The following is a 22063-nucleotide window of genomic DNA, read 5'->3' as shown; positions in this document are numbered from 1 at the left end:
CATGACCGGAAGCCAGCCGACCTATGTGGTGACCGATATCGAAGCCGATGGCCCGGACCCGCAGTCGAACTCGATGCTGAGCTTCGCCTCCGTCGCGGTGGACGGTTCGGCAGCGATTGTCGGAGAGTTCGAGGCGGTGCTCGCCCCTCGTCCCGATCGCAGTCACAACCTTGAGACCACGGCATGGTGGGCGGGATATCCGGAGGCATTCAGGGCGGCGACGACCGACCCCCGTCCGGCCGAAGCCGAGATGCGGCGTTTCGCTGGCTGGGTCGAGGGCCTGCCGGGACCGCGCGTCTTCGTGGCGCGGCCGCTGATCTTCGACGGCGCCTGGATCGACGAGTATCTCAAGTCTTTCCTCGGGATCCGCTTGCTCAGCAGCCCCTTCCCCGGGCCCAAGCTGTTCGACGGCCCGGGCATCGACCTTCCGAGCTTCATGGGTGGTCTCTTCGGCTGGCCTTACGGGGACTGGCTGAAGAACGACTTTCCGCCGGACTGGCTCGGTCATGTCGAACACACCCATCGCGCGATCGACGATGCGCGCGGCTATGCCAACATCCTGTCGCGGCTCCTGAGCATCGCCGCAACCCAATCGAGAAAACCGGAAGACTTCCGGAGGATAGCCTGATGAAACTGACCCTCTCCTGGTTGAAGGACCATCTCGAGACCGACGCGTCGCTCGACGAGATCGTCGAGCGCCTGACCGCAATCGGGCTCGAAGTCGAAGCCGTCGACGACAAGTCCGGTCTCAAGCCCTTCGTTATCGCCAAGGTGCTGACGGCGGCGCGTCATCCCGACGCCGACAAGCTTCAGGTGCTCACTGTCGACACCGGCGACGGCAAGCCGATCCAGGTCGTCTGCGGCGCGCCCAATGCACGGGCCGGCCTCGTCGGCGCCTTCGCCGCTCCAGGCACCTATGTCCCGGGAATCGACGTGACGCTTTCGGTCGGCAAGATCCGGGGCGTGGAGAGCCACGGCATGATGTGCTCGGAGCGCGAGCTCGAGCTTTCCGAGGAGCATGACGGCATCATCGACCTTCCGGCCGATGCGCCGGTCGGGCAGCCTTTCGCCGCCTGGGCGAAGCTTGACGATCCTGTCATCGAGATCAATCTCACCCCCAACCGTCCCGATGCGACCGGCGTCCACGGCATCGCCCGCGATCTGGCCGCGAGCGGGCTTGGCCGGCTGAAGACGCCGCCGGTCGAGACTGTGCCGGGCAAGGGCAGGACGCCGGTGGCGGTGACGCTCGATTTCGGGGACACGCCGTCGCTCTGCCATGGCTTCGCGTTGCGGCTGGTGCGCGGCGTGAAGAACGGGCCGTCGCCCAAATGGATGCAGCAGCGCTTGCTCGCCATCGGACTCAGGCCGATCAATGCCCTGGTCGACATCACCAACTACATCACCTTCGACCGCGGCCGTCCGCTTCACGTCTTCGACGCAGCCAAGGTCAAGGGCGATCTCGTCGTGCGCCGCGCGCGTGACGGCGAGAAGGTTCTGGCGCTGGACGGCCGCGAATACGAACTGACGCCAGAAATGTGCGTCATATCGGATCAGGACGGCGTCGAGTCGATCGCCGGCGTCATGGGCGGCGAGCATTCCGGCTGCGACGAGAACACGATCGACGTGCTGATCGAGTCGGCGCTTTGGGAGCCGCTCAACATCGCCCGCACCGGCCGTTCGCTTGGGATCATCACCGATGCGCGCTACCGCTTCGAGCGCGGTGTCGATCCCGAATTCATGGTTCCCGGCCTGGAACTGGCGACCCGCATGGTGCTCGACTTCTGCGGCGGCGAACCCGCCGGGACCGAGGTTGTCGGTTACGCCGGACATCGGCCGAAGATCGTCTCCTTCCCGGTGTCGGAAGTGAAGCGGCTGACCGGTCTCGACGTGCCGAATGCCGAAAGCCTCGATATCCTGTCACGCCTCGGCTTCGTCCCGGATCGCTCGGGCGACGTGGTCGACGTGGCGGTTCCGTCGTGGCGCCCCGATGTCGACGGCAAGGCCGACCTCGTGGAAGAGGTCATGCGCATCCACGGCGTCGACAACATCGCGCCGCAGCCGCTGACCAGCCATGACGTCGTAAACGCGAAGATCCTGACGACGCTGCAGATCCGCACCCGCTCGGCGAAGCGCGCGCTTGCCGTCCGGGGCATGCTGGAAGCGGTCACATGGTCGTTCATCCCGGCGAAGCATGCTGAATGGTTCGGTGGCGGCCAGCCGTCGCTGAAGCTTGCCAATCCGATCGCCGCCGACATGTCCGACATGCGCCCCTCCCTGCTGCCGGGCCTGATTGCGGCCGCGCAGCGCAATGCCGACAAGGGCATCGGCGACGTGGCCCTGTTCGAAGTGTCGGGCACCTATGAAGGCGATGCGCCTCAGGGCCAGCGCCGCGTGGCGGCGGGCGTGCGGCGCGGCACCGCCGGGCTCGAGGGGGCGGGCCGCCACTGGGCCGGCAATGCCGGGACCGTCGGGGTGTTCGACGCCAAGGCCGATGCCTTCGCCGTCCTGGAAGCCTGCGGCGCCCCTGTCGACAAGCTGCAGGTCGAGGCCGGCGGGCCGGCCTGGTATCATCCCGGCCGCTGCGGCACCATCAGGCTCGGTCCCAAGACCGTGCTCGGCACCTTTGGCGAGTTCCATCCCCGCACGCTGCAAGTGCTCGACGTCTCCGGCCCGCTCGCCGGCTTCGAAGTCTATGTCGACGCCGTTCCGGAACCGAAGGCCAAGCCGACGCGCACCAAGCCCAGGCTGGAACTTTCGGCCTTCCAGGCGGTCAAGCGCGATTTCGCCTTTGTCGTCGACAGGACGGTGGAGGCGGGCACGCTGACCCGCGCGGCACTTGCCGCCGACAGGAAACTCATCACGGACGTGTCCGTCTTCGATGTCTTCGAAGGCTCTGCCCTCGGCCCGGACAGGAAGTCGATCGCCATCGAGGTCTCGATCCAGCCCGTCGACAAGACCCTGACGGACGAGGATTTCGAGGCGCTGGCCGGCCGTATTGTCGAGAATGTGAAGAAGCAGACCGGCGGCTTGCTGCGCGCATAGAGCACCGCGGGTCCATTTGGACACGCAAGGACGCTCCATCAATGCTGCGGCAGACTCTTGTCCCACCGCGCCCAGACCAATGGTCGATAAGATCGACCGTTGGAGCGCGCGTCTGCGTGGCCCAGGCCTGTCGACGCGAAAGCCAAGCGGCCCGGATGGGCCGCGCCGGCGATTGAGGCTCCTAAAATCAGTGTCGCGTCAGCAGACGCTGGACGAGTTCGGTGCGGTTGTGCGCCTCGAGTTTCCGGCAGAGGCCGGCGACATGTTCCTTCACCGTGTGAGCGGAGATGCCCAGGGCCCGGGCGATCTCCTTGTTGGACCGGCCATGGCAGACGAGTTCCGCCACCGCCCGCGACCGCGTCGGAAGCTGGCCGAGCGCCCCGGCAGCCGGCGCGGTTTCACCAGGCGTGCTGGCCGATTGGCCGATCCAGGCGACCGGCGCGCCGTCCAGTCTGCCGGTCTCGACCATCGTGGCCAGGGCAAGCGATCCGGCGCGGCAGAGGACCTGCATCGTGTCGACTTCAAGCGATCCATATGGACCCGTGCTGCCGCGATTGGCGGTATAGACGACGCCAACCACGCGGCCCTCGACGCGCAGCGGACCGGCCATGCAATGCATGAAGCCCCAGCGGCGCAGCAGCTCGAAATTGTTGCAGGCCTGCCAGCTCGTCGCGCCGACCAGGGTCGAGCCGTCGACCGGCCGTCCCTTCTCGCAGACAAAGGCGAGCAGCGGATCGCATTTGTCGAATTCGTCGCTGTATTCGCGGATGAAGCCCTCGGGCGCCTCTCTGCTGTAGAAGAGACAGGGCTTTTCGTCGTCCAGAAGGTAGAGGCCGACGGTGGGCGATCCCATCAGCCGCTCGATCTCGCGGTGGCAGGCGTCGCCCAATGCCGCGAGCGACCGGCTCGCGGCGACGTTGAGCGCGGCATCGCCGAGCAGGTTCGCGGGCGGATCCGTCATGACCGGTGGCCGGTGCATCTGTCGCTCCTCCCCGCGCCCGCCGCCCGTTGTTCGGGCTTGTCGGACGCGGCATGCTCGCCGTCCCGGGGCGGCAGCTCGCCGTCCCCGAGCGAGCTTCCCGTTTGCCGGCCAAGAATTTCCGGCAAACGGGCAAAAAGCAAGTCGCTGCGTAAAGGCAGTTCAGCCGTCGACGCCGAACACGCCCCATTTTGCCCGATCGCCGACCGTGCCGAGATAGACGCGCCCACATTCCTGGACGACTTCGTCGGCCATCAATATGTGCTGCGTGCCCGAATGGATGTCGCGGTAGAAACGCTGCATCACGCCGTTGTGCAGCGAGGCGCCGCGGGCTGCCCGGTGAGCGAAGGTGCCGACGTCGGAGATCACGTCGTGCACATGACGCATGGCGAGCTTCACATCGGCGATCTGCTCGAGCGAAGCTGAGCCATCCGCCGCGAAGGTCTCGGCAAGGCTCGTCCAGGCCTGATAGGCGAAGGCGCGCGCCGAGCGGAACCGCGCTTCGGCACGGGCGAACTCATATTTGAATGTTGCGCTTTCGTTCATCTTGCCGAAGGCGTCAACGCGTTTGGCGGCAAGCTTGGCCAACTCGTCCAACATGCGCCGCCCGACGCCGAGCGCCCATGTCGTATGACCCCAGGCGGTGTAGCCTACGAGGCCGAGGTCGCCCTGCCGGCCGCCGCGCTTGGCCTTGCTTTCATTGAAGCTGTAGCATCGGTGCTGCGGCACGAAGAGTTCGCCGGCGTCCTTCAGCGTATAGTCGAAGCTTCCCGTGGCGCGCAGGCCGAGCACGTCCCAGTTGCCCTTGAGCTCTATCGTCTCGCGCGGATGGTGCGTGACGACGATCTCGGGCTGGCCGTTGGCCTGCTTGATCATATTGCCGTCGTCATCCGTCACGAAGCAGCCCGAATGGATCCATTGCGCATGGTGGATGCCGCTGCCATAGGCCCAATGCCCCTTGATCATGTAGCCGCCGTCGACCGGTCGCGCATAACCGCGCGGCACGCCGTTACCGGCGACCGTCGTGTCCGCTCCGCCCGCGAAGATCTCCTTCGCCCCCTCGTCGGGAACGAGCAGGGAAAGCACGCCGCCCACCGCGTTGTTCACGATTACGCACCAGCCGGCCGAGCCATGCGCCCAGGCCACACGCTCGCCAAGGCTCATTGCCTCGACATGCGAAAGCTCGGCGCCGCCGACCTCCTCCGGCATCATCATGCTGTAGAGGCCGGCATCGCGCAGCAGCTTGAACGTGCCGTCGGAAAGTCGGTTCAGTTGTTCGCTTTCCTCTGCCGCTGCCTCGATCGCAGGCAGGATGCTTTCGACGCGTGACCGCATTTCGGTCAGCGACCGTCTCGGCGATTGCTTGAGATTGGCAACGGACATGTTCACGGGCTCCACCATCGTTCTTCGGTTCTGACGCCGGGCTCGGCGGCCCGGTCTTGCTGCGTGGCTGAGTGTTTCAAGTCCGCGGCATCGCGTTCAACCCCCCAACTGGCGGGGTTGTCCATGGCGGCCGCCGGTTCGAGGATGGCGGCGACGGGAAGGAAGGCGGCCGTTCCGGCATGGAACCCGGTCGCGTCGATCTGGGAGTATCGCGCCGATGGCAGTCAAGGTCGTCGGCTTCTGCGGCAACACGCAGAGGCCGTCCAAAACACGTGCGCTCGTCGAAACCGTTTCGCAGAGCCTGCTGAAGCGCCACGGCATTGCCGTCGAGGTTCTCGATCTCGCCGCGGCCGGCTCCGGCACGGGCCTGCCGGCGGATGTTGGCGCCATCGTGGACGCGATCGAGGCCGCCGATGCGCTTGTCGTCGGCAGTCCTGTCTACAAGGGCTCCTATACCGGCCTGTTCAAGCACGTCTTCGACCTCGTGCGGCCGACCGCGCTGATCGATCGTCCCGTCCTCATCACGGCCACCGGCGGTGGGGCCCGCCACTGCCTCGTCGTCGAACACCAGCTGAGGCCGCTGTTCGGTTTCTTCGAGGCCTGCACCATCCCGACCGCGATCTATGCAAGCGAGCCGGACTTTGCCGAGGGCGTGCCCGCCAACCCGCTGGTGCTGCAGCGCATCGCCGCCGCGGTCGACCAGCTGGCCGGTCTTATCGCGCGGCGCGGCTGCGCCGCCGCCGAATAGGAAGGAGATTCCGACCGCATGAACCAGGCAATCCTCTCACGCTCCGCGCCTGTCATGGACGGCTTCGAACGGACCGAGCACGACATCGGCGGGGTCCGCATCGTCGTCCATGCCATCGGCTCGGGCAGGCCCCTGCTCTTCCTCCACGGCGCCGGTACCTTTCCCGGCTTCGAATTCGCGCGCCAGCTCGCGCCTGATATGCGCGTGGTCATTCCCTACCATGCAGGCTTCGGCGAATCCGCCGATGGTGACCTCACCGCGATCGACGATCATGTGCTGCATTATGCCGATCTGGCCGACCGGCTCGGTCTCACGGATTTCGACATGGCCGGTTTCTCGCTCGGCGGCTGGATCGCAGCCGAATTCGCGGCGCGCCGTCCGGCCGGCCTGCGCAAGCTGGTACTCGCCGCCCCGGCAGGTCTCGTGGTGCCGGAACATCCTGCGCCGGACCTGTCGCTGGTCGCGCCGCTCGACCTGCCGGGCTATCTCACTCATGATCCGCAGGTTGCGTTCGGCTATTTCCCGAAAAACACCCGACCCGGCTTTCGGGCAGGCTCTCGGCCGCGAGATGGCGGCGTTGGGCAGGCTGCTCGGCGACGAACCGCAAGGCAATCCCAAGCTCGGCCGCTGGCTCCATCGCATCTCAGTGCCGACCTTGCTGCTTTGGGGCGCCGAGGACCGCATGCGGCCGGCAGCGCAGGCCGCGGCCTGGCTGGACGGTGTTCCGGACGCCCGCCTCGCTCGTATTCCCGATGCCGGTCACCTGCTGTTCGAGGAAAAGCCCGAGGAAGCGGTGGCATGCCTGCGCGACTTCCTCGCCGCTTGAAGACCAGACAAACGCAATCTGTCGAAGCCCAATCTGTCGAAGCCCAATCTTTCGCAGAAGGACGAAACGATGACCGTAATGCAGGCCGGCGTGACACTCGGCGACGAAGCCTATGACGGTGCCAGATGGAGCATTCTTGGCCAGACCTACACGCTGAAGCAGCAATCGGAGGCCTCGATGGCCTGGCATGCCATCCTGCCGCCGGGGACCTTCGTGCCGCCGCACACCCATCCGACCCAGGACGAGTTCATCTCCGTCTTCGAAGGCCGGCTCGACCTGTGGCTCGACGGCAAGGAGGTGATCGCCAAGGCCGGCGATCTCGTGCGCATGCCGATGGGCCGGCCGCACGGCATCTTCAACAAGTCGTCCGGCACAGTAAGCTGCCTGTTCTGGGTGTCGCCAACGAGGGCGCTGCGCGGCTTGTTCGAACGCATCCACAATGTCGGCGACCCCGCCGAAGTGGTGCGCATCGCGGCAGAGCATGAGGTCGATTTCCTGCCGCCGCAGCCCTGATGCCCTACGACCTCCCCGTTTCCAGTCGGCTGCGGGGAGGCAGCCAAGGAGAAAAAGCGCCGAAAAGGCGCATCATGGAACGACAATCCGGACAGGGGAACGGACACATGAACTGGGACATGGTTTCCGAGGTCGATCGGTCGCGCATCCGGCGTTGGCAGATCGGTATGTTGGCGCTCGCACTGACCTGCGAGATCTTTCTGGCGGCGGACTGGTACGCCTTCGCGGCGGTCATTCCCTTCATCTCCGATACGCTGCGGCTCGACCCGGCCCAAGCCGGGCTCGCGCAGGGCATCTTCGCCTTGACCTATGGTTTCGGCATGGTCGCCTGGTCGCAGGTGAGCCGCGGCATGAGCGCCCGCAACATGTTGCTCATCGGCCTGCTTGGCACCGGGCTCGGCATGGTGCTGCAGGTCTTCGTCCAGAGTTATGGGCAATTGGTGGCGCTCAGGCTGTTCATCGGCTTCTTCGACGCCGCGATCTTCCTGGGCAACATGAAGCTGATCATCGGCTGGTTCCCACAGACGCGGCGCGGCAGCATCGTCGGCATGATCCTGGCCGCCTACAGCCTGGCTATAACGCTCGACTTCGCGCTTGGTATTCCGTTGACCATCGCATTCGGCTGGCGGACCTTCTTCGCCCTTCTCGCCGGCGGCACACTTCTCGTGGCGCTCGCCATCGTACTGTTCGGGCGCAATGGCCCGGCCGAGATCGGCATCCGCGGCTTTGCCTGGGAGGAGTCGCTGCCGCACGGCGCCTCGGTCCCGCTCGCCGCGATCTTCCGCTCCAGGTGGATACTGGTCGGCGGGCTCGGCATTGCCGCCTGCACGCTCGCCATCGCCGGCACTGCGACCTGGGTGGTGCCGGCCTATATCGCCGTCCAGCAGATGCCGGTCGAGGACGCCGCCCTGGTCGGCACACTGATGGGGCTGTCGCAGGTGGTGTTCCTCGTCATCGGCGGCTATGCCGCGGACCGGATCGGCAAGGCCTTCATCATCAAGTTCGGCACGGCGCTCGCGCTGCTCACGGCAATCGCCTTCTCGGCTGCCACCCTCGTCCCGATGGATTTCGCCTGGCTGCTGCTCTTTGCCGGGCTGAGCGGCATCGCGGTGTTCGGCGGCGGGGCGATCTTCTCGCTGCTCAGCGAGAAATATCCGGACGAACTGGCCACCGCTGCCGTCGGCTACGCCGAAGTGTTCGGTGTGATCTCGAGCTTCCTGTCGCCTTGGATTATGGGCCTGATCATCCGGGCATCGGGCGGTTCCTTCACCCAAGCCTTCGTTGCCTTCGCCATTGCCGAGGCGCTGTTCTTGGTGATCCTCGTCGTCCTTGCCCGGGAAAGTAGCAGTCGGATCGGCGCGGCGGTGCCAGTCGCGACGCATTGAGAGGACGGGAACATCGGCGCCTTCGTCGACGTTAGTGTCGGCGGAGGCGCCGACGGTGATCCGCAACGGGAAGGACAGTTACGGCTTGGTGGCGATTGCCCTCCATTGGGCGATCGCCCTGCTCATCATCAGTCAGCTTGTGATGGGAACGGTGATGGTGCGGCTGGCGAACCAGCGTCTCGCCTTCGACCTGATCCAGTGGCACAAATCCTTCGGCCTTTTGACACTGGCGCTGGTGATGATCCGGCTGGGGTGGCGGCTGGCCAATCCGTTGCCTTCCTATCCTGCGACGGTGTCGGACGTGGAGACCCGCCTGGCGCGCGGGATGCACCGGCTGCTTTATGCGCTGATGTTCGTGCTGCCGCTGAGCGGCTGGGCGCTGGTGTCGGTCTCGGTCCTCGCCATTCCTACCCTTGCCTTCTACCTCTTCCTCGTGCCCCATCTTCCGCTCGGCGTCTCGGAAGGAGCCGAGCAATTCTGGATCGCTGTGCACTGCCAGCTCGGTTATGTCATGATGGCGGCCGTCGCGATCCATGCGCTTGCGGCGCTGCGCCATCATTTCCTGCTGAAAAACGGCCTGCTGGTGCGCATGCTCCTGCCGTCGCGATTTCGTGAAGGGGGCAGCCGGAATAGTGACGGCGCTTGAGACGTTGGGACTGGTCGCAAGGCGGCTTGGCGCAACTGAACGGAGGACAAGATGTTCGTCCGCGCGATCGGCATGGCCTCGGCAATCTTGCTTTCGGTTGTTCCCATGCCGGTCGGCTCGGCCCCGTCGCTCGCCGATGCCGCCGGCCGCTACCAGGTAAGCACAGCCGGTTCCAGCATCCGCTTCTCCATCGGCAAGACGGGGGGTGGTTCGCTGGCCGGCGCATTCGGACGCTTCAAGGGAAACATCCGCATTGACGGCGGCAACATCACGGCCTCCCAGGTAAACTTCGTCATCTACCCCGACAGTGTAAGCACGGGCGAGAGCCGCACCGATGCCTTCCTGAAGTCCGATGCCATATTCGATACGGCGCGGGAGCGCGAAATCCGCTTCCGCTCGACTTCGGTCAAGCGCACAGGCGACAGCTCGGCCATCGTGTCGGGCCCGCTGACGGCGCGCGGTCGCACGGGAACAGAGAGCTTCAACGTGGAGCTCAAACGGCTCGGCAAGGGTACGATCAGCTTCCGCGTCACCGGAAAGGTGCTTCGCTCCCGCTATGGCATGGATGCCGGCACGCCGATCTATTCCAACGTGGTCGTCTTCGACATGACGCTGGCCGCCAGGCGCGGGTGATCGCTCCCGATACGGTGTCGGACCGGTAGCGTTCCGTCAGACCGCCGCCGCGATCGCGCCCTTGTTGGGGATATGGATGTCGATCTCCAGCGTCGACATCGTCTTGCCGCGGTCCATGGTCACGCGCACGTCGTCCTGATCGACCTGAACATGCCTGGTGATCACGGCCATGATCTCCTCGCGCAGCACGGCGACGAGATCGGGCTGGTTGCGGTTGTTGCGCTCATAGGCGAGCAGCACCTGCAGGCGCTCGCGCGCCACCGGCGCGCTGCCCCGGCGTTTGAAGAGGTCGAACAAGCTCATGCGGCCCTCCTTCCCAGGAGCCGGTTCAGAAAGCCTCGCTTCTCGACCGGCAGCACAACGGGCAGTTCCTCGCCCTGAAGCCGTTTCGCGGCATCGACATAGGCGCGTGCCGCCGCGTTGTTGGGTTCGTTGAGCGTCACCGGCGAGCCGACATTCGATGCGCGCAGGACGCCCTGATTCTCCGGAATGATGCCGAGGAGCGGCGTCGACAGGATCTCGAGCACGTCGTCGATGCTGAGCATCTCGCCGCGTGAGGCACGCGCCGCGTCGAAACGGGTGACGAGCACGTGCTTGGAGACGCTTTCGCCGCGCTCGGCTTTGAGCGTCCGGGAGTCCAGCAGGCCGATGATGCGATCGGAGTCGCGCACCGAACTGACTTCCGGATTGGTCACCACCACGGCCTCGTCGGCAAAGCGCATGGCGAGTTGCGCGCCGCGCTCGATGCCGGCCGGGCTGTCGCACAGCACATAATCGAATTTCTCGCGCAGTTCCGCGACCACGTCGGCGACACCTTCCTCGGTGAGGGCGTCCTTGTCGCGGGTCTGCGAGGCGGGCAGCAGGAACAGCGTGTCCAGCCGCTTGTCGCGAATCAGGGCCTGCGAGAGCTTGGCGGCGCCTTGCGTCACATTGACAAGGTCGAACACCACGCGCCGCTCGGCGCCCATGACCAGGTCGAGATTGCGCAGGCCGACGTCGAAATCGACGAGCGCGACCTTCTTGCCGGTCTGGGCCAGTGCGGCCCCGAGAGCGGCAGTCGAGGTCGTCTTGCCGACGCCCCCCTTGCCTGAAGTGACGACCACCACCTTGGCCATGCTCTTGTCTCCAATCCTGTCAGTTGAGCGCCGCGACCAGAACTATGCCTTCGTCCAGAAGGGCCTGTATCGCCCTGCCGCGCGAGGAAGGCTCCATGTCCTCCGCGGTGCGATACCAGCCGTCCACCGCCAGAAGCTCGGCTTCGTTGCGGCGGCAGAAGATGCGTGCGTTGCGGTTTCCCGTGGCCCCGGCGAAGGCGCGGCCGCGCAGCGTCCCGTAGACGTGGATCGACCCTCCCGCGATGATCTCCGAACCGGAGCCGGCCGAGCCGAGCACGATCACGTCCCCGTCGGGATGGAAGATCGACTGTCCGGAGCGGACCGGCGCTTCGATGATCAGGGCGCCGGGCGCCGGCGGCCCGGCCGCCTTGTCCGCCTCGACGGGTTTGTCTTCGGGCTCGACCTGGGCCTCCTCGATGATCGTCTGCTTGGCGCCGGCCAGCACCGGCGGCAGGTCGCAGCCCAGATCGTGCACGCCCTTGGCCTCGATCGCATAGGTCCTGATGCCGCGCTCCGCGAGCCGCGTCACCAGCGGCCCGATCTCGCTCGCCTCCGGCTTGAGCACGTTGAGGTCGAGGACGACCGGCCTGCCTGTGAAGAACCCCGGGGAATTCGCGATCCAGCCGTCCAGCCCGTGCAGCCACTCTTCGAGGGGGGCTTCAGGCACCAGCGCGAAGGCGACGAAAGAGCGCGCGCGAAAGCGGATCGACTTCTTCTGGATCGGAGCGACGCTGTTCACGGGAGGCGAATCCTTACTAATTGGTTAACGGTAAGTCGCGATTGGTTAATGAAAGGTTAACCATGATTCGTGTGTCCTTGGCATCCGGCCTCCGGCCCCGCGACGCCCGAGGTGGATTCTCGATGCTGTTCCGCCGTGCTTGTCTTCGCACCGGATTCTTGCCCGAAACCGGTGTATGTGTTTTCGGTCCGGCAGGCGGCCCGTGCGGCGCCCGTGCCGAATCAGCGGCTCGAGCGCGATCTATTCGCGCTGTCGGTGCCCGACGCAAGCCCGCCCTGCAGGCTGTGCCGGCACTTTTCTTCAAGGCCCGGGCCGGATAGTCTCGTCCGATCATCCGAGGAGGAGCCATGTTCCGCTGGGGTATTCTTTCCACCGCCAGGATAGCGCGCGAGCAGCTGATCCCCGCCATCGTCGAGGCCGACAACGGCGTGCTTTCGGCGATCGCCAGCCGCGACGCCGACAAGGCGCGGGCGCTCGCCGACCGTTTCGGCGCGCCGCGGGCCTTCGGCTCCTATGAGGAACTGCTCGCTTCGGATCTGGTCGACGGGGTCTACATCCCCTTGCCGACGTCGCAGCATGTCGAGTGGGCGAAAAAGGCCGCGGAGGCCGGCAAGCACGTTCTGGTCGAGAAGCCGCTGGCGCTCGACGCCGCCGACATCCTGCCGCTCATCGCTCTGCGCGACGATCGGAAAGTGTTGATCAGCGAGGCCTTCATGGTCGTCCACCATCCGCAATGGATCAAGATCCGCGAGCTGGTGGCGTCGGGCGCGATCGGCCGGCTGCGCCATGTGCAGGGCGCGTTCTCCTACTACAATGTCGACCCCGCCAATATGCGCAACCAGCTTTCGCTCGGCGGCGGGGCGCTGCCCGACATTGGCGTCTATCCGACGGTTTCGACCCGCTTCGTCACCGGCAGGGAACCGCTGCGCGTCCAGGCGACGATCGAGCGCGACAAGACCTTCGGCACCGATATCTATTCGAGCGTCAGACAGGATTTCGGCGACTTCGAGCTGAGTTTCTACCTGTCCACCCAGATGGCGGCCCGCCAGCTCATGGTCTTCCACGGCGACAAGGGCTTCATCGAGGTCCATTCGCCCTTCAACGCCGGGCTCTACGACCATCATCGCGTCGAACTGCACAATCGGAACCATACGGAAGCGACGGTGTTCCGTTTCCCGGGCGCGCAGCAATACAGGCTTCAGGTCGAAGCCTTCGCCCGGGCAGCGCTCGGCGGCAAGGACCGCGTGTTCACGCTCGAGGAATCGGTGCTCAACCAGAAGGTCATCGACGCGATCTTCCGCGCCGGCGAACATGAGGGTTGGGAGAAGCTGTGACGACTGATCCCTGACCAGGGAAGAACTCTTTCATCGTCCGCGAATCTCTTCGATGCCGCGGCAGCAATATGCTTTTCCGTTCGTTGGGAAAGTATCGCTTGCAAGTGCACCGGCGACGGTGGCGGCCGCGACAGCAACGGCCGCCTATCCGAAGAATACGAAAAGTTTCTCTGGCGCCCGCGCCGTGCTTGTGGTTTCAATGTGCGCTGACGGGACGGCATAGGTCGCGCAAAGCGACGCTGGAGGAGCGGTTTTGGCCAAATCTTACTGGCTGCGTCAATGCAGTCTTTCGATGGCTTTCCTGGCGGGATTCGGTGGTGCCGGCCAGGCCGCCGATCTGGTGGTGGGAATGCCCAACTGGCCGTCCGGCCAGGCGGCCGCCAACATCATCAAATACGGGATCGAAAAGCAGCTCGGCCTCACGGTCGATGTTCGCGAGATGGGTACCATGACGATCTTCGCCGGGCTCGACACCGGCGAGGTCGACATCCATCCGGAGGTCTGGCAGCCGAATTTCGATTCACTCGTGAAGAAATATGTCGAGGACAAGAAGACGGTCCGTCTCAGTCCCAGGACGGTGGCGGCAACCCAGGGCCTTTGCGCCACCAGGGACACCGCCGAGAAATTCGGCATCAAGGACGTCGCCGACCTGAGCGACGCCAGGAAAAGCGCCGCTCTCGACACAGACGGCGACGGCCAGGGCGAGATCTGGATCGGTGCGGAAACCTGGTCGTCGACGACCATCGAGAAGATCCGTGCCAAAAGCTATGGCTACGCCAAGACGGTCACCTTGCTGGAAGCGCCGGAGGATGTGGCCATGGCCGCGGTCGATGCCGCCGCGGCGACCGGCCAGCCGATCGTGTTCTACTGCTACAGCCCGCACCATGTGTTCAAGCTGCACGATGTCGTCCATCTGAGCGAGCCGGCGCATGACGACGGCAAATGGAATGTCGTGCTGCCGAGCGACGATACCGACTGGCTGTCGAAATCCGAGGCCGCGGTCGCTTGGCCGGCGTCGAAGTTCGAGATCGCCTTCGCCGCGGCCACGGCCGACAGATTGCCGAAAGTTGCGTCCTTCCTGTCCAATATCGATTTCACGCCCGACGAGATCGTCCAGATGAGCTACGCCATCGAAGTGGAGCGGCAGGAGCCCGCCGATTTCGCGCGGCAATGGGTCGCCGATCATGCAGAGCGCCTCAGCGCCTGGTCGAAATAGGGGGCGCGCGCCATGATCTTCTCTCCCAGAAATCGGGCCTCGGGTGAACGGACCGCCAATTCCCGCCGCGGCGGGATCGCGGCCTGCGCCGCCCTCGCCCTGATCGCGGCCGGCGCGACGCTGGCCTATGCGGCGCAGACGCAGATATTCGATCCGCAGACCCGCAAATGGGTGGACTACGACCGCACCAAGGCCCGCAAATACTATGCGATGTACAAGCAGGTGCCGGAGGCGTTCCGGCGGCAGGAGGTGCCCTTCCGCACCGCCGAGAAGCCGGGCACGATCATCATCGATGGCAACCAGCATTTCCTCTATCTGGTCCAGCCCGGCCAGAGGGCGATCCGCTACGGCATCGGTGTCGGCCGCGAAGGGTTCGGCTGGGCCGGGATCGTGCGTGTGGGCCGCACAGCGGAATGGCCGACCTGGACGCCGCCGGCCGAGATGGTCGCCCGCGACCCGAACGCCGTGAAGTGGGCCAACGGCATGCCGGGCGGGCCCGACAACCCGTTGGGCGCTCGCGCGCTTTATCTTTATGAAGGCGACCAAGACACGATCTACCGCATCCATGGCACGCCGGAGCCATGGTCGATCGGGCTCAACGTCTCGTCCGGCTGCATTCGCATGAACAATGACGACATCGTAGACCTCCATTCGCGCATCAGTGTCGGCGCGAAAGTGATCGTGCTGATGCAAGGTGCCTCGCTCTACAAGGGAGTTTGACAGGGGATGACGAACAGGGGGATGACGAACAGAAGCGACTGGATATCCGGCGCCGCCGGCCGGGCCGCGACGGCCTGGAGGAAGCGTGGCGCGGGCCCGTCCATCGTGGTCCTGGCCGGCTTGCTCGCCAGCTGCGTGGCGAACCAGCCGACCGCCAACAGCGTGCGCACCGCCGAGCAGACGGCCCCGGCGGACCTGCAACTGGCCTGCGCGGCGGCAGCCGCCACTCCGCTGGGCGTGGAGAGCTCGCGCATCCTGCCTGTAAGCTCGTCGCAGATCGACCCGCAGAGATATCAGGTTCACCTCGACGCGAGCGGACAGAAGGCAACCTGCGTCATCGACACCGCCGGCAACGTCATCTCGGTCCAGAAGGCCTGATCCGACGGTCTGATAGCGCCATCAATGAAATCGACCGCTGGCGCGCGCGGCCGCATGGCCCACGCTTGTTGGCGCGAAAGCCAAGCGGCCCGGAGGGGCCGCGTCGGCGATCGAGGCCGTGCGGATGCGTCGGGCATCAACTCACCGGATGTGCCCGAATGCAGTGCCGTCAGCATGATCCGGCCGGGCGTCGATCTCGCAAGAACGCGATAGCCGTCCAGGCATTCGGGCGGGCGGTGGCGTCGCTCACCACCAAACGCCGCCGCGCAAGGTCCGTATGCGTGGCGGGCCGGCGGGCGGATTGAGCGCATGGCCGCAGGCCGGTGGTGCATCTTCGCCGGCCAGGAACTGAGCGCCGAATGCGTCGTGCGGAGGGTGCCACCGTATCTTCGGAACGGTCGAAGACCGCGCCGGCATCGGGCGTCCCGGGCCTGGATGATCCGGCTCCGGCGTTGCTGGCGGTGGCGTCTTCAGGGCGGCAAGCCGCGCGATACGGTCCTCGGTCGTCGGATGGGTCCTCAGGATCGACGGGTCGGGAATGCGGCCGCCCGGCAGAAGGATGCCTTCCCACATTCTGCCCTGGGCCCGCTCGAGCTTGAGCAGCGCGATCGCCAGGCCGTCGGGATCGCCGGTCAGAATGGCCGCGCCCAGATCGGCATCGAATTCGCGCGTGCGCGACAAGGCCATCTGCAGCAGGCCGCTCGCGGTCGGGGCCGCCAGCAGCACGACGACGCCGGGCCACGGAACCTGTGCTTCGTAGCCGCCGGCAAAGCCGACGACGTTGAGGAACAGCGAGAACAGCCCGATCGCCGACATCAGCGAGGTGAAGCGCGACACCATGTCGGCAAAGGCCATCACCTTCACGTCCTCATGGGCGATGTGGCTCATCTCATGGGCGAGCACGCCGGCCAGTTCTCGCGTGGTCAGCGAACGGGCCAGCGCGTCGGTGATGGCGATCGCCGAGTCGTCACGCTGTCCCACGGCAAAGGCATTCATCATCCTGGAGGGAATGACGTAGAGCTTCGGCGCCGCCGGCAGGCCGGCGCGGCGCGCCAACTCCTCCACGATCCGGTATCCGGCGGGAAATTGCGCGGGCGAAACCTGCACGGCCTTGTACATGGACAGCACCAGCCGCGGGCTCACCCGGCGCATCACGACGAGCGGCACGATACCGAACAGTGCGGCATAGACGACGCCGGCCGCACCGCCGAAGGCCCAGGCGGTGGCCGCCAGCAGCAACAGGCATGCGACGCCGAGCAGCCAGGTGTGGAGCACGTTGCGCATCCGGTTGCGGCGCTGGACGAGGAGATCGATCGTGTTCAACGTGGACATGCAGCTGATATGGTGTGGCGCGAGGCTTTTTCCGAGTGCGGAAGCTTGACGCAAGAGTTCGCGTCCGTTGCAAAAATGGCTGCGCGCCCGCATGCGCCAAGCGCTTGCGCGTCGAAGAGCGTCTTCTTATATACGCCGCAATGTCGTCCGGGGCGGGAGCCTACCGGCCCGGACGAAAATCTTGTGAACAGGGGCTGACGTCGGAACGCCTCAGGGGTCCTGTCGGCCTGCTTAGCGGAGAGAAACGAAATGGCAAAAGTTATCGGTATCGACCTGGGAACGACGAATTCCTGTGTCGCCGTCATGGACGGCAAGGACGCCAAGGTCATTGAGAATGCGGAGGGCGCGCGCACCACGCCGTCGATCGTCGCCTTCACGGACGGCGACGAGCGCCTCGTCGGCCAGCCGGCCAAGCGCCAGGCGGTCACCAATCCGGAGAATACGATTTTCGCGGTCAAGCGCCTCATCGGCCGCCGCTATGACGATCCGGTGACCGAGAAGGACAAGAAGCTCGTCCCCTACAAGATCGTGAACGGCGACAATGGCGACGCCTGGGTCGAGGCCGGCAGCAAGAAGCAGTCGCCTTCCCAGATCTCGGCCATGATCCTGCAGAAGATGAAGGAGACGGCGGAAGCCTATCTCGGCGAGAAGGTCGAGAAGGCGGTCATCACCGTTCCGGCCTATTTCAACGACGCCCAGCGCCAGGCGACGAAGGATGCCGGCCGCATCGCCGGCCTCGAGGTGCTGCGCATCATCAACGAGCCGACCGCGGCCGCGCTCGCCTACGGCCTCGACAAGAGGGACGGCAAGACGATCGCCGTCTATGACCTCGGCGGCGGCACCTTCGACATCTCCGTGCTGGAGATCGGCGATGGCGTGTTCGAGGTGAAGTCGACCAATGGCGATACCTTCCTCGGCGGCGAGGATTTCGACATGCGCTTGGTCGAGTATCTGGCCGGCGAGTTCAAGAAGGAACAGGGCATCGACCTGAAGAACGACAAGCTCGCGCTTCAGCGCCTCAAGGAGGCCGCCGAGAAGGCCAAGATCGAGTTGTCTTCCGCCTCCCAGACCGAGATCAACCTGCCCTTCATCACCGCCGACGCCAGCGGTCCGAAGCACCTGACGATGAAGCTCACCCGGGCGAAGTTCGAGAACCTCGTCGAGGATCTGGTTCAGCGCACGATCGAACCCTGCAAGGCGGCGCTGAAGGATGCCGGCCTGAAGGCGGGCGAGATCGACGAGGTGGTGCTCGTCGGCGGCATGACCCGCATGCCGAAGGTCCAGGAAGTGGTGAAGCAGTTCTTCGGCAAGGAGCCCCACAAGGGCGTCAACCCGGATGAGGTGGTCGCCATCGGCGCCGCGATCCAGGCCGGCGTGCTGCAGGGCGACGTCAAGGATGTGCTGCTGCTTGACGTGACCCCGCTGTCGCTCGGCATCGAGACCCTGGGCGGCGTCTTCACGCGCCTGATCGACCGCAACACGACGATCCCGACCAAGAAGAGCCAGGTTTTCTCGACCGCCGAGGATTCGCAGTCGGCCGTCACGATCCGCGTCTTCCAGGGCGAGCGCGAGATGGCCGCCGACAACAAGCTGCTCGGCCAGTTCGATCTGGTCGGCATCCCTCCGGCGCCGCGCGGCGTCCCGCAGATCGAGGTCACCTTCGACATCGACGCCAACGGCATCGTCAACGTCTCGGCCAAGGACAAGGGCACCGGCAAGGAGCACCAGATCCGCATCCAGGCTTCGGGCGGCTTGTCCGATGCCGATATCGAGAAGATGGTGAAGGAGGCGGAAGCCAACGCCGAGAGCGACAAGAAGCGTCGTGAGCTGGTCGAGGCCCGCAATCAGGCCGAGTCGCTGGTCCATTCCTCGGAGAAGTCGCTCAAGGATTATGGCGACAAGGTCTCCGAGGCCGACCGCTCGGCCATTGCCGACGCGATCGCCGCGCTCAAGGCCGCGACCGAGGGCGACGACGTCGAGGCCATCAACGCCAAGAGCCAGGCGCTGGCGGAGGTGTCGATGAAGCTCGGCCAGGCCATGTATGAAGCCTCCCAGAAGGAGGCCGCGGAGGCCGACGCCAAGGCCGATGCCGCCAAGGACAGCGATGTGGTCGACGCCGATTTCGAGGAAATCGATGAGAACGACGACAAGAAGAAGTCCGCCTGAGGCTCTTCGGGTGGTCTGAACCACGGGCCCGGCTCCCAAGCCGGGCCTTTTTCACAGCCGGCAATGAAAAATGAGGCCGGAATGCGCCCTCGACTATGGCATCGAAGGCTTTCGTTTACTAAATCGGAAGCCAGCCGGAAAAAAATTACGGTCGACAATGCGCGAAGACCGGACGACGGGACAAGATGAAAGCTGATTTCTACGAAACGCTCGGCGTCCAGAAGGGCGCGGACGAGAAGGAGCTCAAGGCGGCGTTCCGGAAGCTGGCCATGCAGTTCCATCCGGATCGCAATCCCGGCGACACCGCCTGCGAGCACCGTTTCAAGGAAATCAACGAAGCCTACGAGACGCTGAAGGACCCCAACAAGCGCGCCGCCTATGACAGGTTCGGCCACGCCGCCTTCGAGAATGGCGGTGGCGGCGGCTTCGGCGCGAACGGATTTGCGGCCGGTGGCTTCGCCGACATCTTCGAGGATATCTTCGGCGACATGATGGGCGGCCGTCAGCGCCGCTCCTCCAACGGCCGCGAGCGCGGCGCCGACCTGCGCTACAATATGGAAATCTCGCTCGAGGAGGCCTTCGGAGGCAAGACCGCGCAGATCCACGTGCCGGCTTCCATCTCCTGCACCGACTGTTCGGGCACAGGCGCCAGGCCCGGCACGCAGCCGGTCACCTGCACCATGTGCTCCGGCGCCGGCCGGGTGCGCGCCAGCCAAGGCTTCTTCTCGGTCGAGCGCACCTGTCCGCAGTGCCATGGCCGCGGCCAGATGATCAAGGATCCCTGCCCGAAATGCTCGGGCCAGGGCCGGGTCACGGAAGAGCGCTCGCTTTCCGTCAATATCCCGGCCGGCATCGAGGACGGCACGCGCATCCGTCTCGCCGGCGAAGGCGAGGCCGGCCTGCGCGGCGGGCCATCCGGCGATCTCTACATCTTCCTGTCGGTGAAGCCGCATGAGCTTTTCCAGCGCGACGGTGCCGACCTCTATTGCAAGGTGCCGATCTCGATGACATCAGCCGCTCTCGGCGGCTCCTTCGAGGTCACGACGCTGGACGGAACCCAGACGCGCGTGAAGGTGCCCGAAGGCTCGCAGAACGGCCGCCAGTTCCGGCTCAAGGGCAAGGGCATGCCGGTGCTGCGTCAGCCGGCGGTCGGCGATCTCTATATCCAGGTGTCGGTCGAGACCCCGCAGAACCTGACCCGGCGCCAGCGCGAGCTGCTCGAGGAGTTCGAGAAACTGTCTTCGAACGACAATTCCCCGCAGTCGAGCGGCTTCTTCTCGCGCATGAAGGACTTTTTCGAATCCTTCGGCGAACGGTGACCGAACGCGCGGCTTTCCACAGCGGGGGCAAGACCGTATCTTGCCCCCAGTGGCATTGCCGCTAATGATCCGCTCACGGCGGGGTTGAGGAGAACGTTCATGGCACGCGGTAACGGACTTCGCAAAGCCTTCGCCGAGAAGTTCGACGACGAGCTTCGCTTCTTCAAGGGCTGGATAGACAAGCCGAAGGCCGTTGGGTCGATCATCCCCACCAGCTCGATCACCGCGCGCCGCATGGCCTCGGTCATCGATCCCGGCTCCGGCTTGCCGGTGCTCGAGCTCGGGCCCGGCACGGGCGTCATTACCAAGGCGATCCTGGCGCGGGGCGTCAAGCCGCAGCATCTCTACACGGTGGAATATTCCGAGGACTTCGTCCGGCATCTCAGGAGGCAGTTTGACGGCATCAACGTCATTCACGGCGACGCGTTCAACCTCGACGCCACGCTGGGCGACAAGCGCGGCATGATCTTCGATTCCGTCATCTCGGGCGTGCCCCTGCTCAACTTCCCGGTCGCCCAGCGCATCCGCTACATCGAGGACCTTCTCGGCCGCATCCCGGCCGGACGCCCGGTCGTGCAGCTCACCTACGGCCCGCTCTCGCCCGTCCCCGCCGGCAAGGGCGACTACACGGTCGAGCATTTCGACTTCGTGCTGCGAAACATTCCGCCCACCCAGCTGTGGATCTATCGCCGCGCCGTTTCCGGCCGCAGGCACTAGCGTCCATTCGTATGCGCAATGGATGCCCGGATACTTCGTATCTGCGCATCGCGAGCTCCGAAGATCGAAAGCCAATCGGGCCGGCACGGTGGTTGACTTCGCGCGCTCGTCCTGTACCGGTCTCGTTGGATATGCGGGAGACAAGCCTTGCCGGTGCCGAAAATACTGGTCTTCGCCGGATCGATCCGATCCGGGGCCTTCAGCATCCGCACGGCCGACGCGGCCGTCGGGGAGCTCGCGAGGCAGGGAGCCGACGTCACCCGCGTCTCGCTCGTTGACTATCCCCTGCCGATCATGGACGAGGACCTGGAGCGCGAGAAGGGCATCCCGGAGAACGCCTTGCGGCTCGGCCGGCTGATCGCTGCCAGTGACGGCTTGCTGATCGCGAGCCCCGAATACAATTCCTCGATCCCGCCCCTGCTGAAGAACACGATCGACTGGGTGAGTCGCATCCGCAGGGAAAACGGACGTGCTTTCAGGCCCTTCGCGGGCAAGGTGGCCGCGCTCTGCTCGTCGTCCGACGGAGCCTTTGCCGGCGTGCGCGGTCTCTACCACCTCCGCTCCGTGCTGATGGCCTGCGGGGTCGAGGTGGTGACCCCGCAATGTTCGGTCGGCCGCGCAAGCGAGGCCTTCGACGAAGACGGCGGTTTCCGGGAAGAGCGGCTGCGCCAGGCCATGGAGAATGTCGTGCGCGCGCTGGTCGAGCGAGCCCACATGTTTTCCACGGCGGTGGAGCGGTGATCGCCGGCTGCTGCACGCAGCCCGCAGGCTGAGCCCGGTGGGGGTAGCCGGCCTCGAAGCGAGGAGCTTGAATATCTCCATGTTCAGGCTTTCCGATTGCGCCGCGATCTGCGATTGGACGCTCGTGGAAA

The 22063-nt window shown here is 65.4% G+C and carries 22 protein-coding genes and 1 pseudogene; 17 read left to right on the top strand and 6 right to left on the bottom strand.

The annotated features are described in order from the left end of the window. Position 1: 1 nt before the first annotated feature. The gene (locus JN302_RS05555) at positions 2 to 628 is read left to right on the top strand and encodes a DNA polymerase III subunit epsilon (RefSeq protein WP_202332249.1); all 627 of its coding nucleotides are present in this window, start codon (positions 2 to 4) and stop codon (positions 626 to 628) included. After that, on the top strand, positions 628 to 3042 hold the full coding sequence (gene pheT / locus JN302_RS05550; RefSeq protein ID WP_202332248.1) for a phenylalanine--tRNA ligase subunit beta: 2415 nt from the start codon (positions 628 to 630) through the stop codon (positions 3040 to 3042). Before JN302_RS05555 ends, pheT begins: the two co-directional genes overlap by 1 nt. 187 nt (positions 3043 to 3229) lie before the next feature. On the opposite strand, the gene JN302_RS05545 is transcribed toward pheT, so the two are convergent. Both JN302_RS05545 and JN302_RS05540 read right to left on the bottom strand, forming a co-directional pair. Further along, on the bottom strand, positions 3230 to 4021 hold the full coding sequence (locus JN302_RS05545; RefSeq protein ID WP_202332247.1) for a response regulator transcription factor: 792 nt from the start codon (positions 4019 to 4021) through the stop codon (positions 3230 to 3232). 162 nt (positions 4022 to 4183) lie between these two features. Beyond that, positions 4184 to 5404, bottom strand: a complete 1221-nt coding sequence (locus JN302_RS05540; protein ID WP_202332246.1) for an acyl-CoA dehydrogenase family protein — start codon at positions 5402 to 5404, stop codon at positions 4184 to 4186. 217 nt (positions 5405 to 5621) lie between these two features. On the opposite strand from JN302_RS05540, the gene JN302_RS05535 reads away from it, so the two are divergent. The 7 genes and pseudogenes from JN302_RS05535 (at position 5622) to JN302_RS05510 (ending at position 10155) form a co-directional block, all read left to right on the top strand. Further along, positions 5622 to 6152: an NAD(P)H-dependent oxidoreductase gene (locus JN302_RS05535; RefSeq protein ID WP_202332245.1), complete on the top strand. Its 531-nt coding sequence runs from the start codon at positions 5622 to 5624 to the stop codon at positions 6150 to 6152. A gap of 18 nt (positions 6153 to 6170) precedes the next feature. Continuing rightward, a pseudogene (locus JN302_RS38965) lies at positions 6171 to 6755 on the top strand (alpha/beta fold hydrolase); the annotation flags it as partial. Continuing rightward, positions 6646 to 6978, top strand: coding sequence for an alpha/beta fold hydrolase (locus JN302_RS38960; RefSeq protein WP_244846802.1), 333 nt, complete (start codon positions 6646 to 6648; stop codon positions 6976 to 6978). The pseudogene JN302_RS38965 and the gene JN302_RS38960, both read left to right, overlap by 110 nt. 69 nt (positions 6979 to 7047) lie before the next feature. After that, positions 7048 to 7491, top strand: coding sequence for a cupin domain-containing protein (locus tag JN302_RS05525; protein ID WP_202332244.1), 444 nt, complete (start codon positions 7048 to 7050; stop codon positions 7489 to 7491). Between the two features lie 107 nt (positions 7492 to 7598). Next, a complete protein-coding gene (locus tag JN302_RS05520) occupies positions 7599 to 8876 on the top strand; it encodes an MFS transporter (protein ID WP_202332243.1) in 1278 nt (425 codons plus the stop codon). Positions 8877 to 8931: 55 nt separating this feature from the next. Then, on the top strand, positions 8932 to 9522 hold the full coding sequence (locus JN302_RS05515; RefSeq protein WP_202332242.1) for a cytochrome b: 591 nt from the start codon (positions 8932 to 8934) through the stop codon (positions 9520 to 9522). A gap of 51 nt (positions 9523 to 9573) precedes the next feature. Beyond that, positions 9574 to 10155 (top strand): YceI family protein, encoded by a 582-nt coding sequence (locus JN302_RS05510; RefSeq protein WP_202332241.1) that lies wholly within the window; start codon positions 9574 to 9576, stop codon positions 10153 to 10155. A 36-nt stretch (positions 10156 to 10191) separates the two neighbouring features. Here the strand turns inward: JN302_RS05510 and minE are convergent, their stop codons facing one another. The 3 genes from minE to minC are packed head-to-tail and all read right to left on the bottom strand — an operon-like array spanning position 10192 to position 12009. Further along, positions 10192 to 10458, bottom strand: coding sequence for a cell division topological specificity factor MinE (gene minE, locus JN302_RS05505; protein ID WP_202310562.1), 267 nt, complete (start codon positions 10456 to 10458; stop codon positions 10192 to 10194). Beyond that, positions 10455 to 11270, bottom strand: coding sequence for a septum site-determining protein MinD (minD, locus tag JN302_RS05500; protein WP_202310560.1), 816 nt, complete (start codon positions 11268 to 11270; stop codon positions 10455 to 10457). Before minD ends, minE begins: the two co-directional genes overlap by 4 nt. Before the next feature lie 19 nt (positions 11271 to 11289). Then, complete coding sequence (gene minC / locus JN302_RS05495; protein ID WP_202332240.1) at positions 11290 to 12009, bottom strand: septum site-determining protein MinC; 720 nt, start codon at positions 12007 to 12009, stop codon at positions 11290 to 11292. Between the two features lie 347 nt (positions 12010 to 12356). Between minC and JN302_RS05490 the strand changes: the two genes are divergently transcribed. The 4 genes from JN302_RS05490 to JN302_RS05475 all read left to right on the top strand — a co-directional run bounded on the left by JN302_RS05490 (position 12357) and on the right by JN302_RS05475 (position 15657). Next, entirely contained in the window at positions 12357 to 13343 is a 987-nt protein-coding gene (locus JN302_RS05490) for a Gfo/Idh/MocA family protein (RefSeq protein WP_202310556.1), read from the top strand. A gap of 292 nt (positions 13344 to 13635) precedes the next feature. Continuing rightward, positions 13636 to 14559, top strand: coding sequence for an ABC transporter substrate-binding protein (locus JN302_RS05485; RefSeq protein ID WP_202314562.1), 924 nt, complete (start codon positions 13636 to 13638; stop codon positions 14557 to 14559). 12 nt (positions 14560 to 14571) lie between these two features. Then, positions 14572 to 15279 (top strand): L,D-transpeptidase, encoded by a 708-nt coding sequence (locus JN302_RS05480; RefSeq protein WP_202332239.1) that lies wholly within the window; start codon positions 14572 to 14574, stop codon positions 15277 to 15279. Between the two features lie 21 nt (positions 15280 to 15300). Further along, positions 15301 to 15657 (top strand): hypothetical protein, encoded by a 357-nt coding sequence (locus JN302_RS05475; protein WP_244743012.1) that lies wholly within the window; start codon positions 15301 to 15303, stop codon positions 15655 to 15657. Positions 15658 to 15903: 246 nt separating this feature from the next. Here the strand turns inward: JN302_RS05475 and JN302_RS05470 are convergent, their stop codons facing one another. Then, complete coding sequence (locus JN302_RS05470) at positions 15904 to 16989, bottom strand: zinc metalloprotease HtpX (RefSeq protein WP_202332238.1); 1086 nt, start codon at positions 16987 to 16989, stop codon at positions 15904 to 15906. 249 nt (positions 16990 to 17238) lie between these two features. On the opposite strand from JN302_RS05470, the gene dnaK reads away from it, so the two are divergent. The 4 genes from dnaK (at position 17239) to JN302_RS05450 (ending at position 21932) form a co-directional block, all read left to right on the top strand. Continuing rightward, positions 17239 to 19155: a molecular chaperone DnaK gene (gene dnaK / locus JN302_RS05465; protein ID WP_202310550.1), complete on the top strand. Its 1917-nt coding sequence runs from the start codon at positions 17239 to 17241 to the stop codon at positions 19153 to 19155. 185 nt (positions 19156 to 19340) lie between these two features. Then, positions 19341 to 20474 carry a molecular chaperone DnaJ gene (gene dnaJ / locus JN302_RS05460; protein WP_202310548.1) on the top strand — a complete coding sequence of 378 codons (1134 nt, stop codon included), beginning with the start codon at positions 19341 to 19343 and terminating at the stop codon, positions 20472 to 20474. A gap of 99 nt (positions 20475 to 20573) precedes the next feature. Next, entirely contained in the window at positions 20574 to 21191 is a 618-nt protein-coding gene (pmtA, locus tag JN302_RS05455) for a phospholipid N-methyltransferase PmtA (protein WP_202332237.1), read from the top strand. Between the two features lie 147 nt (positions 21192 to 21338). After that, positions 21339 to 21932: an NADPH-dependent FMN reductase gene (locus tag JN302_RS05450; protein ID WP_202332236.1), complete on the top strand. Its 594-nt coding sequence runs from the start codon at positions 21339 to 21341 to the stop codon at positions 21930 to 21932. Positions 21933 to 22063: the final 131 nt, after the last annotated feature.

Origin of the sequence: Mesorhizobium sp. L-8-3, from assembly GCF_016756615.1 — a bacterium.
Classification (GTDB): Bacteria; Pseudomonadota; Alphaproteobacteria; order Rhizobiales; family Rhizobiaceae.
The sequence above is the reverse complement of the archived record's forward strand: the minus strand, read 5'-3'. Positions and strand labels throughout refer to the sequence as shown.

Coding starts and splice junctions, on each gene's coding strand:
- minD (WP_202310560.1), bottom strand. CDS start 11,270: ATGGCCAAGGTGGTGGTCGTCACTTCAGGCAAGGGGGGCGTCGGCAAG.
- pheT (WP_202332248.1), top strand. CDS start 628: ATGAAACTGACCCTCTCCTGGTTGAAGGACCATCTCGAGACCGACGCG.
- JN302_RS05485 (WP_202314562.1), top strand. CDS start 13,636: ATGGCTTTCCTGGCGGGATTCGGTGGTGCCGGCCAGGCCGCCGATCTG.
- JN302_RS05470 (WP_202332238.1), bottom strand. CDS start 16,989: ATGTCCACGTTGAACACGATCGATCTCCTCGTCCAGCGCCGCAACCGG.
- JN302_RS05490 (WP_202310556.1), top strand. CDS start 12,357: ATGTTCCGCTGGGGTATTCTTTCCACCGCCAGGATAGCGCGCGAGCAG.
- dnaJ (WP_202310548.1), top strand. CDS start 19,341: ATGAAAGCTGATTTCTACGAAACGCTCGGCGTCCAGAAGGGCGCGGAC.
- JN302_RS05540 (WP_202332246.1), bottom strand. CDS start 5,404: ATGTCCGTTGCCAATCTCAAGCAATCGCCGAGACGGTCGCTGACCGAA.
- JN302_RS05545 (WP_202332247.1), bottom strand. CDS start 4,021: ATGCACCGGCCACCGGTCATGACGGATCCGCCCGCGAACCTGCTCGGC.
- JN302_RS05555 (WP_202332249.1), top strand. CDS start 2: ATGACCGGAAGCCAGCCGACCTATGTGGTGACCGATATCGAAGCCGAT.
- minE (WP_202310562.1), bottom strand. CDS start 10,458: ATGAGCTTGTTCGACCTCTTCAAACGCCGGGGCAGCGCGCCGGTGGCG.
- JN302_RS05475 (WP_244743012.1), top strand. CDS start 15,301: ATGACGAACAGAAGCGACTGGATATCCGGCGCCGCCGGCCGGGCCGCG.
- dnaK (WP_202310550.1), top strand. CDS start 17,239: ATGGCAAAAGTTATCGGTATCGACCTGGGAACGACGAATTCCTGTGTC.
- JN302_RS05480 (WP_202332239.1), top strand. CDS start 14,572: ATGATCTTCTCTCCCAGAAATCGGGCCTCGGGTGAACGGACCGCCAAT.
- pmtA (WP_202332237.1), top strand. CDS start 20,574: ATGGCACGCGGTAACGGACTTCGCAAAGCCTTCGCCGAGAAGTTCGAC.
- JN302_RS05535 (WP_202332245.1), top strand. CDS start 5,622: ATGGCAGTCAAGGTCGTCGGCTTCTGCGGCAACACGCAGAGGCCGTCC.
- JN302_RS05525 (WP_202332244.1), top strand. CDS start 7,048: ATGACCGTAATGCAGGCCGGCGTGACACTCGGCGACGAAGCCTATGAC.
- JN302_RS05510 (WP_202332241.1), top strand. CDS start 9,574: ATGTTCGTCCGCGCGATCGGCATGGCCTCGGCAATCTTGCTTTCGGTT.
- JN302_RS05520 (WP_202332243.1), top strand. CDS start 7,599: ATGAACTGGGACATGGTTTCCGAGGTCGATCGGTCGCGCATCCGGCGT.
- JN302_RS38960 (WP_244846802.1), top strand. CDS start 6,646: ATGATCCGCAGGTTGCGTTCGGCTATTTCCCGAAAAACACCCGACCCG.